General features: G+C 67.3%; 23 protein-coding genes and 1 pseudogene. 3 read left to right on the top strand and 21 right to left on the bottom strand.

Going from position 1 to position 13,749, the window contains the following annotated elements; genetic code table 11:
* Positions 1 to 52: 52 nt before the first annotated feature.
* From BXA03_RS21545 to BXA03_RS21575, 7 genes are all read right to left on the bottom strand, one after another.
* Positions 53 to 580, bottom strand: a complete 528-nt coding sequence (locus BXA03_RS21545) for a DUF4260 family protein (RefSeq protein WP_234983790.1) — start codon at positions 578 to 580, stop codon at positions 53 to 55.
* Positions 573 to 1,043, bottom strand: a complete 471-nt coding sequence (locus BXA03_RS21550) for a Spy/CpxP family protein refolding chaperone (protein WP_076511228.1) — start codon at positions 1,041 to 1,043, stop codon at positions 573 to 575. Before BXA03_RS21550 ends, BXA03_RS21545 begins: the two co-directional genes overlap by 8 nt.
* Positions 1,044 to 1,086: 43 nt before the next feature.
* Entirely contained in the window at positions 1,087 to 1,449 is a 363-nt protein-coding gene (locus BXA03_RS21555; RefSeq protein ID WP_076511229.1) for a DUF4148 domain-containing protein, read from the bottom strand.
* A 97-nt stretch (positions 1,450 to 1,546) separates the two neighbouring features.
* Complete coding sequence (gene ptsP / locus BXA03_RS21560) at positions 1,547 to 3,325, bottom strand: phosphoenolpyruvate--protein phosphotransferase (RefSeq protein WP_076511230.1); 1,779 nt, start codon at positions 3,323 to 3,325, stop codon at positions 1,547 to 1,549.
* 94 nt (positions 3,326 to 3,419) lie between these two features.
* Positions 3,420 to 3,689 carry an HPr family phosphocarrier protein gene (locus BXA03_RS21565; RefSeq protein ID WP_076511231.1) on the bottom strand — a complete coding sequence of 90 codons (270 nt, stop codon included), beginning with the start codon at positions 3,687 to 3,689 and terminating at the stop codon, positions 3,420 to 3,422.
* On the bottom strand, positions 3,658 to 4,119 hold the full coding sequence (locus BXA03_RS21570) for a PTS sugar transporter subunit IIA (RefSeq protein WP_076511267.1): 462 nt from the start codon (positions 4,117 to 4,119) through the stop codon (positions 3,658 to 3,660). Before BXA03_RS21570 ends, BXA03_RS21565 begins: the two co-directional genes overlap by 32 nt.
* A gap of 100 nt (positions 4,120 to 4,219) precedes the next feature.
* Complete coding sequence (locus BXA03_RS21575) at positions 4,220 to 4,765, bottom strand: hypothetical protein (protein ID WP_076511232.1); 546 nt, start codon at positions 4,763 to 4,765, stop codon at positions 4,220 to 4,222.
* Between the two features lie 97 nt (positions 4,766 to 4,862).
* Here BXA03_RS21575 and BXA03_RS21580 point away from each other — a divergent pair, with 97 nt between their 5' ends.
* Positions 4,863 to 5,360: a TlpA disulfide reductase family protein gene (locus BXA03_RS21580; RefSeq protein ID WP_076511233.1), complete on the top strand. Its 498-nt coding sequence runs from the start codon at positions 4,863 to 4,865 to the stop codon at positions 5,358 to 5,360.
* A 119-nt stretch (positions 5,361 to 5,479) separates the two neighbouring features.
* Here the strand turns inward: BXA03_RS21580 and BXA03_RS21585 are convergent, their stop codons facing one another.
* Complete coding sequence (locus tag BXA03_RS21585) at positions 5,480 to 5,923, bottom strand: c-type cytochrome (protein ID WP_076511234.1); 444 nt, start codon at positions 5,921 to 5,923, stop codon at positions 5,480 to 5,482.
* A 188-nt stretch (positions 5,924 to 6,111) separates the two neighbouring features.
* Here BXA03_RS21585 and BXA03_RS21590 point away from each other — a divergent pair, with 188 nt between their 5' ends.
* On the top strand, positions 6,112 to 6,804 hold the full coding sequence (locus tag BXA03_RS21590; RefSeq protein WP_076511235.1) for a cytochrome b/b6 domain-containing protein: 693 nt from the start codon (positions 6,112 to 6,114) through the stop codon (positions 6,802 to 6,804).
* Positions 6,805 to 6,812: 8 nt separating this feature from the next.
* Complete coding sequence (locus tag BXA03_RS21595; protein ID WP_076511268.1) at positions 6,813 to 7,325, top strand: GNAT family N-acetyltransferase; 513 nt, start codon at positions 6,813 to 6,815, stop codon at positions 7,323 to 7,325.
* A gap of 165 nt (positions 7,326 to 7,490) precedes the next feature.
* Here the strand turns inward: BXA03_RS21595 and BXA03_RS21600 are convergent, their stop codons facing one another.
* The 13 genes and pseudogenes from BXA03_RS21600 to BXA03_RS21660 form a co-directional block, all read right to left on the bottom strand.
* Positions 7,491 to 7,997, bottom strand: a complete 507-nt coding sequence (locus BXA03_RS21600; RefSeq protein WP_076511236.1) for a peroxiredoxin — start codon at positions 7,995 to 7,997, stop codon at positions 7,491 to 7,493.
* A gap of 82 nt (positions 7,998 to 8,079) precedes the next feature.
* A complete protein-coding gene (gene rpsQ / locus BXA03_RS21605; RefSeq protein ID WP_076511237.1) occupies positions 8,080 to 8,349 on the bottom strand; it encodes a 30S ribosomal protein S17 in 270 nt (89 codons plus the stop codon).
* A 9-nt stretch (positions 8,350 to 8,358) separates the two neighbouring features.
* Entirely contained in the window at positions 8,359 to 8,565 is a 207-nt protein-coding gene (rpmC, locus tag BXA03_RS21610) for a 50S ribosomal protein L29 (protein WP_058643278.1), read from the bottom strand.
* Between the two features lie 40 nt (positions 8,566 to 8,605).
* Positions 8,606 to 9,022: a 50S ribosomal protein L16 gene (rplP, locus tag BXA03_RS21615; RefSeq protein WP_017758384.1), complete on the bottom strand. Its 417-nt coding sequence runs from the start codon at positions 9,020 to 9,022 to the stop codon at positions 8,606 to 8,608.
* Positions 9,023 to 9,052: 30 nt separating this feature from the next.
* A complete protein-coding gene (gene rpsC / locus BXA03_RS21620) occupies positions 9,053 to 9,949 on the bottom strand; it encodes a 30S ribosomal protein S3 (RefSeq protein ID WP_017758383.1) in 897 nt (298 codons plus the stop codon).
* 14 nt (positions 9,950 to 9,963) lie between these two features.
* Positions 9,964 to 10,296: a 50S ribosomal protein L22 gene (gene rplV / locus BXA03_RS21625; protein WP_017758382.1), complete on the bottom strand. Its 333-nt coding sequence runs from the start codon at positions 10,294 to 10,296 to the stop codon at positions 9,964 to 9,966.
* A 12-nt stretch (positions 10,297 to 10,308) separates the two neighbouring features.
* A complete protein-coding gene (gene rpsS / locus BXA03_RS21630; RefSeq protein WP_076511238.1) occupies positions 10,309 to 10,584 on the bottom strand; it encodes a 30S ribosomal protein S19 in 276 nt (91 codons plus the stop codon).
* A 9-nt stretch (positions 10,585 to 10,593) separates the two neighbouring features.
* Positions 10,594 to 11,418, bottom strand: coding sequence for a 50S ribosomal protein L2 (rplB, locus tag BXA03_RS21635; RefSeq protein WP_058643272.1), 825 nt, complete (start codon positions 11,416 to 11,418; stop codon positions 10,594 to 10,596).
* Positions 11,419 to 11,420: 2 nt separating this feature from the next.
* Positions 11,421 to 11,747, bottom strand: coding sequence for a 50S ribosomal protein L23 (rplW, locus tag BXA03_RS21640; protein WP_193758146.1), 327 nt, complete (start codon positions 11,745 to 11,747; stop codon positions 11,421 to 11,423).
* A gap of 5 nt (positions 11,748 to 11,752) precedes the next feature.
* The gene (rplD, locus tag BXA03_RS21645; protein WP_076511239.1) at positions 11,753 to 12,373 is read right to left on the bottom strand and encodes a 50S ribosomal protein L4; all 621 of its coding nucleotides are present in this window, start codon (positions 12,371 to 12,373) and stop codon (positions 11,753 to 11,755) included.
* Positions 12,373 to 13,050, bottom strand: coding sequence for a 50S ribosomal protein L3 (gene rplC / locus BXA03_RS21650; protein WP_043118345.1), 678 nt, complete (start codon positions 13,048 to 13,050; stop codon positions 12,373 to 12,375). The genes rplD and rplC overlap by 1 nt, the downstream gene beginning before the upstream one ends.
* 272 nt (positions 13,051 to 13,322) lie before the next feature.
* Positions 13,323 to 13,640 (bottom strand): 30S ribosomal protein S10, encoded by a 318-nt coding sequence (gene rpsJ / locus BXA03_RS21655; protein WP_017759508.1) that lies wholly within the window; start codon positions 13,638 to 13,640, stop codon positions 13,323 to 13,325.
* A 14-nt stretch (positions 13,641 to 13,654) separates the two neighbouring features.
* Positions 13,655 to 13,749, bottom strand: a pseudogene (locus BXA03_RS21660) (elongation factor Tu); the annotation flags it as partial.

Here is a 13,749-nt window from a genome sequence, read left to right on the forward strand (position 1 = left end):
TGCCGAGGGGGCGTGGCGCGCAGCGCCACGGCGTGCGCTGCGCTGGCGGCCATCACCATGGGTCGCGCGGCCCCAGGCGGCCCAGGTGCGAGTGGCCGAAGCCGCGCCCGTACTTGAGGCCGTAGCCGAGCAGGCGGTCGAGACCGATGTGCGCCAGCCAGATCGCCGCCAGCGACCAGAGCAGCGTGGCCTGGGCGGGCGTGGCGAAGCCTGCGCCGGCCAGCAGCACCGGGCTGATCACGCTGTGGGCCGCGTTGTAGGCCCGCGCGCCGATGGCCGGGCCGGCCAGGTAGCCCAGCATCGCCAGGTCGGGCAGCAGCAGGAGCGCGGCGAAGCGGCCCCACTGGCCCGGCGCCATCTGGGCATAAGCCAACACGGCGAACAGCAGCAGCGCGGCGCCCTCGGCACGAAGCAGCAGGCGCACGCCGCCGTGGACGGCGCCGGCGGCGTCCGCGCCATGCACGCCATGCCGGCCTGCTGCGGACCGGACGCGGTCGGCCTGCACAGGCGCCGCCTCGACACCGGCGCCGGCCGCCATGGTGGTCCAGCCTGCCCGCCTGGCCCGCAGGTCCTCAGCCATGGCGCGACCAGCGACCGCCGCGGCGCTCGATGAAGTCGCGCACCTGCTGCTGCTGCGCCGGCCGCAGGTGGTCGTAGAAGTCCGCCAGCGCGGCGATCACCTCGGGGCTGCCGCTGCGCACCGCCGCGGTCTTCTCCTCGACCAGACGCGTCGCGGCGGCCTGGTCGAAGGTGGGGCCGGCGAACAGGGCGCGCCACGGTGCACGCGCATCGGTGGTGTCGCCGCGCATGGCCTGGCGTTGGCCCTGCAGCCTGGCCGCGAGGGTGTCGAGGCGCTGGCGCTGGTCGGCGTCCAGCTCCAGCTTGCGGCCGATGCGCTCGACCATGTGGGCGCGCATGGCGCCGCTGTCGGGCCCGGCCTCGTGCCAGCCGTGTCGGCCAGCGCAGGCGGTGAGCGAACCCAGCAGCAGCGTGCCGCCGAAAAGGGCCAGCAGGCCACGGGCGATGCGAGGACGGAACTTCATGATGACGGCTCCTGGAGTGGCTCGGACAGGTACGGCGGGGCGTTCAGAGACGCGAGCCGGCGGCCGACTGGGCGCGCACGTCGACCGGGTTGGGCAGCGTGGAGATCACCGTGCTGTTCACGCGCGAGCCGGAGCTCACGTTCTGGTCGGGCGCCGCGGCGGTGCGGACGGCTTCGGCCACCACGCGGGCACGCGGCTGCGACACGGCCACCGTCTCGGGGCCGCGCGAGCCGCGGGTCACGTTCTGGTCGGGGGCGGCGGCCGTGGCGCGGGCCTCGGCGCGCACGGCGTCGCGGGTCATCGCGGAGACGGGGGCAGTGACGCCTTCGTAGGTTTCGGCGTGGGCGGCCGTGCCCAGCAGGGCGAAGGCGGAGACGGCGAGAAAGGCAGCGCGGACGGTGTTCATGAGAGGTCTTTCGAAGAGGTTGTTGAAAGAGCCTTCATGGTGCCGGGCGGTCCGCGCCCGGTCTTTTCACGGCCGTCGCGCCGTGTTTCGTTTTCTTTCAGCGGCCGAGCAGTTCGCCCGGGTCGTCGCTGTCGACCACCTGCCGCGCCCAGTCGGCCAGCTTGCCGGCGTCGGCGCGCAGCACCTCCTGCTTGACGGTCAGGATCTGCGAGGGATGCATCGAGAAGCTGCGCAACCCCAGGCCGAGCAGCAGCCGGGTGAACTGCACGTCGCCCGCCATCTCGCCGCACACGCTCACCCCCTTGCCCAGCCTGCGCGCCTCGGCGATGGTCTGCGCCACGAGGCGCAGCACGGCGGGATGGCTGGCGTCGTAAAGATGCGCCACGCTTTCGTCGGCCCGGTCGATGGCCAGCGTGTACTGGATCAGGTCGTTGGTGCCGATGGACAGGAAGTCGAAGTGCTTCAGGAAGATCGACAGCGAAAGCGCCGCCGCGGGCACCTCGATCATGGCGCCCAGGCGCACCGGGCCGGCCGTGTCGCCGCGGGCCTTCAGCTCGGCGCGGGCCTTGTCGATGAAGACCAGCGTCTGCCGGATCTCGCTCGCGTGGGCCAGCATGGGGATCAGCAGGTTCACGGGGCCATGCGCAGCGGCCCGCAGGATCGCGCGCAGCTGCGCGAGGAACATTGCCGGCTCGGACAGGCTCCAGCGGATGGCCCGCAGGCCCAGCGCCGGATTGAGGTACTCCTGCCGCGGCGCCTTGCCATCGAGCGGCTTGTCGGCGCCGATGTCGATGGTGCGGATGGTGACCGGCATGCCCTGCATGCCTTCGACCGCGCGACGGTAGGCTTCGTACTGCTCTTGCTCGTCCGGCAGGCGGGTGAGGTGGCGCGCCTCGCGGCCCATGAAAAGGAATTCGCTGCGGAAGAGGCCCACGCCCTGCGCGCCGGCCTTGACCGCGGCGGCCGCGTCCTCGGGCATCTCGATGTTGGCCAGCAGTTCGATGCGCTCGCCGTCGAGCGTGACGGCCGGCCGGTGGCGCAGGCGCCACAGGCGCTCGCGCTCGAGCTCGCCCTGGCGCTGCTTGAATCCGTACTCGGCCAGGATGATGGGCGACGGATCGACGATCACCACGCCGGCATCGCCATCGATGATGACCCAGTCGTCCTGTCGCACCAGCTGGCTGGCCACGCGCGCGCCCACCACCGCCGGGATGTCCATGCTGCGCGCCACGATGGCGGTGTGCGAGGTGCGCCCACCCACGTCGGTGACGAAGCCGGCGAACACGCTCTTCTTGAACTGCACCATGTCGGCGGGCGACAGGTCGTGCGCGATCAGCACCAGCGGCGCGTCGAAGCCATCGGCCTCGTCGTCGCCGGCAATGGGCGTCTTGCGCGGCGGCGGCGACGGAACCAGCTCGGCAGCCGTCCCCTTCATCTGCCGCAGGATGCGTTCGACCACCTGTTCCAGGTCGGCCTTGCGCTCGCGCAGGTACTCGTCCTCCATCTCGTCGAACTGGCGGGCCACGACCTCGAGCTGGCTGGTCAGCGCCCACTCGGCGTTGTAGAGCCGGTCGACGATCCAGTGCCGCACGCCTTCGGACAGGGCCTCGTCCTGCAGCAGCATCAGGTGCACCTCGAGCAGGCCGGCCAGCTCGTGGGGGGCCTCGTCGCGCTTGAGCTGGGACACGCTGGCGCGCAGGCGCTCCAGCTCCTCTGCAACCGCATCCCGTGCGGCCCGCACGCGGCCGAGTTCGGACTCCACTTCCTGCGGCTGGATGAAGTAGTGCGCCACATCCAGCCGGCTCGACACCACCAGCACCGCCCGCCCGATGGCAATGCCCCGGGCGACGTTGAGACCGTGGATGGAGATCGTCATGGCCGCACGCCGGGCCGCCCCAAGTGCGGCCAGCCCCCCCGGGGGGTGGCGTTACACGGCGCGCAGCGGCGTGATGAGCCTGGGGGCTTCACGTTCACTCGCCCTCGCCGAACTTGTCGTTCATCAGGGCGACGATGGCGTCCATGGCCTCCTGCTCCTGGGCGCCATCCGTCTCCAACTCGACCGTGGCCCCCAATCCCGCGGCCAGCATCATCACGCCCATGATGCTCTTGGCATTGACACGCCGCTCGCCGCGCGCAATCCACACCTCGCAGGGAAAGCTGCCCGCCAGCTTGGTCAGCTTGGCGGAGGCACGTGCATGAAGGCCCAGCTTATTGCTGATGGTCACGGATGTCTTGATCACTGTATTTACGTCTCACCTGATTGAGGGGGGCGGCCACAGCCACCTGCATGACGCCGGCCGTGCCGCCGGCGATGGCGCGCTGCACTTGCGCGTCCAGCGGCTCGTGACGATAGGTCACCGCGCGCAGAAGCATCGGCAGATTGACGCCCGCCACCAGCCGCGAGCGGGCGCCGTCCACCAGCTGCTGCGCCACATTGCAGGGCGTGGCGCCGAACACGTCGGCCAGCACCAGCACCTGGGAGCGCGCCCCGCCGCGATGGAACTGCTGTTCCAGCAGGATGCGTGCCGCGCCCAACGACTCCTCGGGCGACACATTGGGCTGGACGTCGAGCGCGGCCAGCACGCCCTCGCAATCGGGAAAGACGTGCAGGGCGCACTGCCGCAAGGCGTGAGCCAGGGGCGCGTGGGCGACGAGGAGGATGCTGTTCATGCAGGCGGCGGGCGGCGGGGGCATCGATTATGGGCCGAGGCCCGCCGTCCACGGCCGGGGATGTCCAGCACCGTATAGCGCGCTTGCCGGTTCACGGGAGTCAACGCAGGCGCAGGCCTTCCCAGAATGTTTCGAGCGCCTGCGCGTCCGAAGGACGCCCGAGCACGGTGGCCTGGTAGAGCGTGTAGCGTCCGGCACCGTCGGCCCGCGCGAACCAGCGCATGCTGGCCTGCTGGACGCCGGTGGAGCTGCCCGTGTCGCCGTCGGCCACGAGATCAACGCTCGCAGGCACCTGGGCGGCGCCAGGCACCCGTCCCGGCGTCTCCTGCACTTGGCCGCGGGCTCGCCAAGGCGCCCGGGCCGATGCACGCCAGGCCTCCATGCGTTGCTGGGCCTCGGCCGGCGAGCTTCCGCCGTCCATCCGCGCGACGGCGAAAGTGGCGTCTCCAGCGGCGCAACCGGCCATCTCCAGGCTCACGGTCCGGCCTGCCAGGTCGACGTCGCGCTGGGCGCGGTCGGGCTTGCAGGGAAGCAGCGCCAGCAGACCATCGCCCAGCGGCACGTCGCGCCAGTTGAACACCGGACTGCAGGCGGCCAGCGCTGCCAGCACCGCCACGCCTGCGGAACTAGAATTCCGACGCCTCATCGAAGGATGCCTCCATGAAAACAGCTCTTCCTGCTCATTGCCGCGCGAGGTCTCTGCCTCGCACGGGGGCCGCTTCGATGCGGGGAGCGGCCCGGTCATGAAAAAAGCACTGTATGCGCTTGCGCTGGCAGCCGTTGCGGCCGTGGGCACCGCGGTCTATCTGCAGGCCGGCACGAGCCCGGCCCCCAGCTCCAAGTTCGTGCTGCTGGACGGCAGCACCCGATCGACCGCCGACTTCAAGGGCAAGGTGACGCTGGTCAACTTCTGGGCCACGAGCTGCACCACCTGCGTGGCCGAGATGCCCCGTGTGATCGCCACCTACGAGAAGTACAAGGGCCAGGGCTACGACACCGTCGCCGTCGCCATGGACTACGACCCGCCCAGCTACGTGGTGAACTTTGCGCAGACGCGCAATCTGCCTTTCAAGGTCGCCATCGACAACACCGGGGCCATCGCCCAGGCCTGGGGCGACGTCAAGCTCACGCCCACCACCTACCTCGTCAACAAGCGCGGCGAGATCGTCAAGCGCTATGTGGGTGAACCCGACTTCGCCGAGCTGCATCAGCTGATCGAGAAGCTGCTGGCGCAGGCCTGAACCAGGGCTGCGCGCTCCAAGACAAAGGCGTCCCGCGGGACGCCTTTTTGCTGCCTGCGCGAGGTCGCCTCAGACGACGACGGCAGATGACGGGGCGGGCCCAGGTCGGGCCGCCACGCTCACTCGCGGAAGGAATCGTGGCAGGCCTTGCACGAGGCGCCTGCCGGGCCGATGGCGGCCTTGATCGCGTCCAGGTTGCCCGTCTTTGCGGCGACGGCCAGCTTGGCCACTTCGCCTTCGGCCTTGCTGGCGGCGGCCTTGAACTTGTCCTGCTCCTTCCAGATGGCAGGGCTGGCCTTGCCGCCTTCGGTTCCTGGACCGAAGCCGACCCAGGGCATCTTGATCAGCTCGGCGGCGCGCGTGGCGCTGGCTTCGGCCACCTTGGCATCGAAGTCGGCACGACCGCCGGCCATGTCGGCGACGCGCTTGAAGTTCTGCTGCATTTCCTTCAGCGTGGCTTGGCGGTACTTGATGGCATCCTGCGGCGTGGCGAAGGTGGGCTGCGCCGCAACGGCGGACGCAAACACGGCCAGGACGGCCGCGGAAAGGAGGGATCGGATCATCGGAGGTCCTTGTTGAATGTTGGCCACCGCGGCCGAGGGCCCCGGCGGTGCGCGCGAGTTTAGGGCCGGGTCCGCGCTGCACCGACCAATGGCCGTTGGACGGACGGCCTATCCGGTCGACCAAGCGCTTTTGTTAATCTGATGCCCCTGCGGACGACCCGGTCCGATGCCCTCCTTGCTCCACGTCCATGGCTCCCCACGCTGCATCTCCCGCCTCCACCACCCGCGTTCGCGTGTGGGACCTGCCCACGCGCCTGTTCCATTGGGCGCTGGCTGTCTGCGTGATCGCGTTGGTGGTGACCGCCAAGGCGGGCGCCATGGACTGGCATTTCCGCCTTGGCTACACCACGCTCGCGCTGCTGCTGTTTCGCCTGGTGTGGGGTTTCGTGGGCGGCTATTGGTCACGGTTCGGGTCCTTCCTTCGCGGACCGGTCGCGGTGATGGCCTATGTTCGGGGCCGTGCCGGCGCGCACGAGCGCATCGGCCACAACCCGCTGGGCTCGCTGTCGGTGCTGGCCATGCTGCTGGTGCTGCTGCTGCAGGTGTTCACCGGGTTGATGAGCGATGACGCGATCAGCTTCACCGGCCCCCTCGCATCGCGGGTGCCCGGTGCCTGGTCCAGTTGGGCGACCGACTGGCACAAGAACGCAGGACAGTGGCTGGTGATCGCCCTGGTCGTCCTGCATGTTCTGGCCCTCGCGTTCTATGCGGTGGTGAAGCGCGAGCGCCTGGTGCCCGCCATGGTCACCGGAGACAAGGCGCTGGCGACGCCGCAGGCCGTGCCGCAGAGCCGCGACGACGTCGGTCGCCGCCTCCTGGGGCTCGTGCTCTTCGCACTGTGTGCCGGGCTGTCCGTCTGGGTCTCCCGGCTGCAGGGCTGAGGATGCCGATGACGCCAGCCGATCTCCACCTGAGTGACGCACACGACGCTGATCAGTTGCAGGCCGCACGGGTGCTGTTCCGCGAATACGCCGCCTCGCTGAACGTCGACCTGGGATTTCAGGATTTCGAGGCGGAACTCGCCACACTCCCTGGCGATTACGTCGCGCCGCGTGGTGCCCTGCTGCTGGCGTGGGCGCCCCCCGCATCGGGCAAGGACACCCTGCACAGCCTGGCGGGTTGCTGCGCCTTGCGTCCGTTGGACGCCGCAGACTATCCCAACGCGGCCGAAATGAAACGCCTGTATGTGCGTCCGGCCTTCCGCGGCCTCGGGCTTGGGCGACGGCTCGTCGAGGCCACGCTGGATGCCGCGCGTCGAGCGGGCTACTCCTGCGTCCTGCTCGACACGCTGGACGACATGGAGTCGGCCCGGGCGCTCTACGTCGACCTGGGCTTCGCGGACATCCCGCCCTACTATCACAACCCCGTCGCCGGGGCGCACTACCTCAAGGTCGATCTCTGAGCGCGGGCCTTGCCCCCACCCAGGCTGACGCCTGCACGGGGGCCGACACCATGCGCCGGTTGCGCCACGTCGACGCCGGTGCGACCACGGTACGTGGCACGGCAAAAAAGAAAGGGCCGGACGAACCGTCCGACCCTTTCAAGGCAAAGCGGGGCTGCGCCGCGCTCAGCCCTTGGCCTGGCCCAGCAACGTGCCCGCATCGCTCACCTCGAACTTGCCCGGCGCTTCGACGTTGAGCGCGGCGACCTTGCCGTCCTTGACCAGCATCGAATAGCGGTTGCTGCGCAGGCCCATGCCACGTGCGGTGAGGTCCAGCGTCAGGCCCGTGGCCTTGGCGAATTCGGCGCTGCCGTCGGCCAGCATGCGCACCTTGCCGTTGGTCTTCTGGTCGCGGGCCCATGCGCCCATCACGAAGGCGTCATTGACGCTCAGGCACCAGATCTCGTCCACGCCCGCATCCTTGAAGGAATCGGCACCTTCCACATAGCCCGGCACATGCTTGGCCGAGCAGGTGGGCGTGAAGGCGCCCGGCAGCGCAAACAGCGCGATGGTCTTGCCGGCACTGGCCTTGGCTACATCCACGGGGTTCGGACCGATGCTGCAGCCCTCACCCTCGACCTCCGAATACTCGTACAGCGTGACAGCGGGGATGGTGTCGCCAACCTTGATCATGGAAGCTCCTCTGAGGTTTGATGAAAAACAAAAACGGCCCACATTGTGGGCCGTTTTGCTTGCACCGCGAGGGTGGTGGAGATCAGACCGCGGCGGCCTTCTCGACCAGACGCGTGGCGACCCAGTTCTTGGACTTGGAGATCGGACGCGACTCGGTGATCTCGATCACGTCGCCCAGGTGGAACTGGCCGTCTTCGTCGTGCGCGTGGTACTTGCTCGACTTGATCATGATCTTGTTGTAGATCGGGTGCTTGACGCGGCGCTCGACGAGCACCGTGACGGTCTTTTCGCGCTTGTCGCTGACGACCTTGCCGACCAGGGTGCGCTTGAGGGATTGCTTGGCTTCCGTCATGTTCACTCCTTACTTGGCGGCAGCGGCAGCCTGCTTCTGCGCCAGGATGGTCTTGGCTCGGGCGATGTCGCGGCGGGTCACGCGCAGGCTGGCCACATTGGACAGCTGTTGCGTGGCCTTCTGCATGCGCAGGCCGAAATGGGCCTTCTGCAGATCCTTGACTTCGGCCTGGAGGCCGGCGACGTCCTTCTCGCGCAGGGTAGCGGCCTTGGACACCTTGGCTGCATTCTTCTTGGTTGCCATGAGAGTTCTCCTATCAGGCGCCAAGCTGGCGAGCAACGAAGGTCGTGCGCAGCGGCAGCTTGGCTGCAGCCAGGCGGAACGCTTCACGAGCGAGTTCTTCGGGCACGCCGACGATCTCGTAGATGACCTTGCCCGGCTGGATCTCGGCCACGTAGTACTCGGGGTTGCCCTTGCCGTTACCCATCCGGACTTCGGCGGGCTTGGTCGAGATCGGCTTGTCGGGGAACACGCGGATCCAGATACGGCCACCGCGCTTCACATGGCGCGAGATGGCACGGCGAGCGGCTTCGATCTGACGCGCCGTCAGGCGGCCGCGATCGACAGACTTCAGGCCGAAGTCACCGAAAGCCACCGAGTTGCCTCGGGTGGCGACGCCGGTGTTGCGGCCCTTTTGTTCCTTGCGGAACTTTCTGCGTGCAGGTTGCAGCATTAGATTTCTCCGTCTTTCTCAGGGCCGGGTTTATTCGGCCTTGGCGCCGTCCGCTGCTGCAGCGGGCGCGGCTTTGCGGACGCGCTTAACGGCGGGCTTGTTGGGGTCCACGGCTTCGGCGGGCTTGTCGCTGCCGTCGGCCGGGGCGGTGTTGCCACCGATCGGACCACGGGCACCGGCACGCGGGCCACCGCGGCGGTCGTTGCCGCCCGGACGGCCATCACGGCGCGGACCACGCGGACCGCGACGCTCTTCGCCCTCGGGGCGCGGCGTGCTGTCCAGCGAGGGCGCGTCGTTACGGCCCAGGGTGTCGCCCTTGTAGACCCAGACCTTCACGCCGATCACACCGTAGGTGGTCTTGGCTTCGGAGGTGCCGTAGTCGATGTCGGCGCGCAGGGTGTGCAGCGGCACACGGCCTTCGCGGTACCACTCGGTACGAGCGATTTCAATGCCGTTCAGGCGGCCGGCGGACATGATCTTGATGCCCTGGGCGCCCAGACGCATGGCGTTCTGCATCGCACGCTTCATGGCGCGGCGGAACATGATGCGCTTCTCGAGCTGCTGCGTGATCGAGTCGGCGATCAGCTGAGCATCGACTTCGGGCTTGCGCACTTCTTCGATGTTCACGGCCACCGGCACGCCCAGCTGCTTGCCGAGATCGCGCTTCAGGTTCTCGATGTCCTCGCCCTTCTTGCCGATCACCACGCCCGGACGTGCCGAGAAGATGGTGATGCGGGCGTTCTTGGCGGGGCGCTCGATCAGCACGCGCGAAACGGACGCGTTCTTGAGCTTCTTCTTCAGGTACTCGCGAACCTTGATGTCCTCGGCCAGCATGCCCGCGAAGTCGCGGTTGTTGGCGTACCAGCGGCTGGCCCAGTTGCGGCTGACCGCAAGGCGGAAGCCGGTCGGGTGGATTTTCTGTCCCATGTTTCTTCCAGACCTTAGTTGCCGACGGTCACGTACACATGGCACGTGGGCTTGCTGATGCGGTTGCCGCGGCCCTTGGCGCGCGCGGTGAAGCGCTTGAGCGTGGCGCCCTGCTCGACGTAGATCGTCTTGACGCGGAGCTCGTCGATGTCGGCTCCGTCGTTGTGCTCGGCGTTGGCGATGGCCGACTCGAGCACCTTCTTGACGATCACGGCGGCCTTCTTCTGGGTGAATTCCAGAATGTTCAGCGCTTGATCGACCTTCTTGCCGCGGATCAGATCGGCAACGAGGCGGCCCTTGTCCACAGACAGGCGCACGCCGCGGAGAACTGCACGTGTTTCAGACATGTTCTCTGCTCCTTACTTCTTGGCTTTCTTGTCCGCCGGGTGACCCTTGAACGTGCGGGTCAGTGCGAACTCGCCCAGCTTATGGCCGACCATCTGGTCGGTCACATACACGGGCACGTGCTGCTTGCCGTTGTGCACGGCAATGGTCAGACCGATGAACTCGGGCAGCACCATCGAGCGGCGCGACCAGGTCTTGATCGGCTTCTTGTCCTTGGTCGCGATGGACTTCTCGACCTTGGCGATCAGGTGATGGTCGACGAAGGGACCTTTTTTGAGAGAGCGAGTCATGGCTGCCCCTTACTTCTTGCGACGCGACACGATGAAGACCTGCGTGCGCTTGTTGTTGCGGGTACGGTAACCCTTGGTCAGATTGCCCCACGGGTCGACCGGATGGCGGCCTTCGCCCGTCTTGCCTTCGCCACCACCGTGCGGGTGGTCAACCGGGTTCATCACCACGCCGCGGACGGTCGGGCGAATACCACGATGGCGGGTCGCACCAGCCTTGCCGTACTGGCGCAGGCTGTGTTCTTCGTTGGCCACTTCACCGATGGTGGCGCGGCACTCGATGTGGATCCGGCGCACTTCGCCCGAACGCATCCGCACCTGGGCGTAGATGCCTTCGCGGGCCAGCAGCGTGGCCGAAGCACCAGCGGAACGTGCGATCTGCGCACCCTTGCCCGGCTGCAACTCGATGCAGTGGATCGTCGAACCGACGGGGATGTTGCGGATCGGCAGGGTGTTGCCTGCGCGGATCGGGGCTTCCGAGCCACTCACCAGGGTCGCACCAGCTTCCACACCGCGCGGGGCGATGATGTAGCGGCGCTCGCCGTCGGCGTAGCACACCAGCGCGATGTGGGCGGAGCGGTTCGGGTCGTACTCGACGCGTTCGACCTTGGCCGGAATGCCGTCCTTGTTGCGCTTGAAGTCGACCACGCGGTAGTGGTGACGGTGGCCACCGCCCTTGTGGCGGGTGGTGATGTGGCCGTTGTTGTTGCGGCCGGCCTTCTGGAACTGGGGTTCCAGCAGAGGCGCGTAGCCTTCACCCTTGTGCAGGTGGTCGCGCGAGATCTTGACCGCGCCGCGTTGGCCCGGGGAAGTCGGCTTGAGCTTGATGACGGCCATGATTACGCAGCCTCCGAAACCAGGTTGAGCTCCTGACCGGGCTTGAGCGTCACGTAGGCCTTGCGAACGTTGTCGCGGCGGCCCACCGAGCGGCCGAAGCGCTTGGTCTTGCCCTTGATGTTGGCGACAGACACGCCCTTGACCTCGACCTTGAACATCAGCTCGACGGCGGCCTTGATCTCGGGTTTGGTGGCGTCCTGAAGAACCTTGAAGGTGATGGCGTTCGACTTCTCGCCGACCATCGTGGCCTTCTCGGAGACGATCGGTGCGACCAGCACAGCCATCAGGCGGCCTTCGTCGAACTCGCGCTCCGCGGGGGTGGGATTCATGCGGCTCATGCGAACATCTCCTTGAGCTTGTCGACGGCCGCCTTGGTCACCAGCACCTTCTTGTAGTGCACGAGCGACACGGGATCGGCGTAGCGCGGCTCGACCACCAGCACGTTGGTCAGGTTGCGCGAGGCGAGGTACAGGTTCTCGTCGACTTCTTCGGCGATCACGAGCACGGACTCGAGGTTCATCGCCTTGAACTTGGCAGCCAGCGGCTTGGTCTTGGGCGAGTCCACCTTGAGCGACTCGACCACGGCCAGGCGGCCTTCGCGGGCCAGTTGCGAGAAGATGGACGCCATGCCGGCGCGGTACATCTTCTTGTTGATCTTCTGCGAGAAGTTTTCGTCAGGCAGGTTCGGGAAGATCCGGCCGCCCCCACGCCACAGCGGCGACGAGGTCATACCGGCGCGGGCGCGGCCCGTGCCTTTTTGCTTGAACGGCTTCTTGGTGGAGTGCTTGACCTGCTCGCGGTCCTTCTGGGCACGAGTGCCCTGACGCGCGTTGGCCTGGTAGGCGACGACGATCTGATGGATCAGGTCTTCGTTGTAAGCACGACCGAACACGGTCTCGGGCGCATCGTACTTCGACGCGGCCTGGCCCTGCTCATTCAGGAGTTCGAGTTCCATTACTTCGCTCCTTCTGCCTGGGGCTTGGCCTTGACGGCGGGACGCACGGTCACGAAGCCGCCCTTGGCACCGGGGATGGCACCCTTGATCAGCAGCAGCTGACGGGCTTCGTCGATGCGCACGATGTCCAGGTTCTGGGTGGTGACGGTCTCGTCGCCCATGTGGCCGGTCATCTTCTTGCCCGGGAACACGCGACCCGGATCCTGGGCCATCGAGATGGAGCCCGGGACGTTGTGGGAGCGGCTGTTACCGTGCGACGCACGCTGCGACGCGAAGTTGTGGCGCTTGATGGTGCCGGCGAAGCCCTTGCCGATCGAGGTGCCTTGCACATCGACCTTCTGGCCTGCTGCGAACACGGCGTTGGCGGCAATCACGCCACCGGCCTGATGCTGCGCAGCCGCTTCGGCCGTCACGCGGAATTCGCGGATGATTTCACCGGCTTCGACGCCGGCCTTGGCCAGGTGGCCGGCTTGGGGCTTCGTCACGCGCGAGGCACGACGGGCACCGAACGTCACCTGCAGAGCGACGTAGCCGTCGTTCTCTTGGGTCTTGACCTGGGTCACGCGGTTGTTGGACACGTCCACCACGGTGACGGGCACTGCATCGCCATCGTCCGTGAAGAGGCGCATCATGCCCACCTTGCGGCCCAGCAACCCGAGGGAGTTGCTTTGACTCATGGTTTTTCTCCAAAACTCCCGCCGCTGCCACTGCAATTGGCGACAACGTTGAACGCCCGCGAAATGCCGGCGGATACGAGAGAAGGGTTGATGAATTTCCGTGGCGCTGCGCCCATGACAGAACGCCGCACTTTGCGGAACCGCGGATTCTAGCCCGCGCCGGCTGTCAATGCAACCTACCGTGGTGGGTCGCTGCCTACGCGCTGCTTCGCACCAACGAAAAAGCCCGCGGCCAGGGGCACGCGGGCTTTGGGACAGAGGAAGCGCAGGACTTACTGCAGCTTGATCTCGACGTCCACGCCTGCCGGCAGGTCCAGCTTCATCAGCGCGTCCACCGTCTTGTCCGTGGGATCGACGATGTCCATCAGGCGCTGGTGCGTACGGATTTCGAACTGGTCGCGGCTCGACTTGTTGACGTGCGGCGAACGCAGGATGTCGAAACGCTTGAAGCGCGTCGGCAGGGGCACGGGGCCTTTGACGATGGCGCCGGTGCGCTTGGCGGTGTCGACGATCTCGGCAGCCGACTGGTCGATCAGCTTGTAGTCGAAGGCCTTGAGGCGGATGCGGATCTTCTGCTTGTTGGTAGCCATGATGCGTCCGATCCTTACTCGATGATCTTGGCCACGACGCCGGCGCCGACGGTACGGCCGCCTTCACGGATGGCGAAGCGCAGACCTTCTTCCATGGCGATCGGGGCGA

The organism is Pseudacidovorax sp. RU35E, assembly GCF_900156165.1.
Taxonomy (GTDB): domain Bacteria; phylum Pseudomonadota; class Gammaproteobacteria; order Burkholderiales; family Burkholderiaceae_C; genus Xenophilus.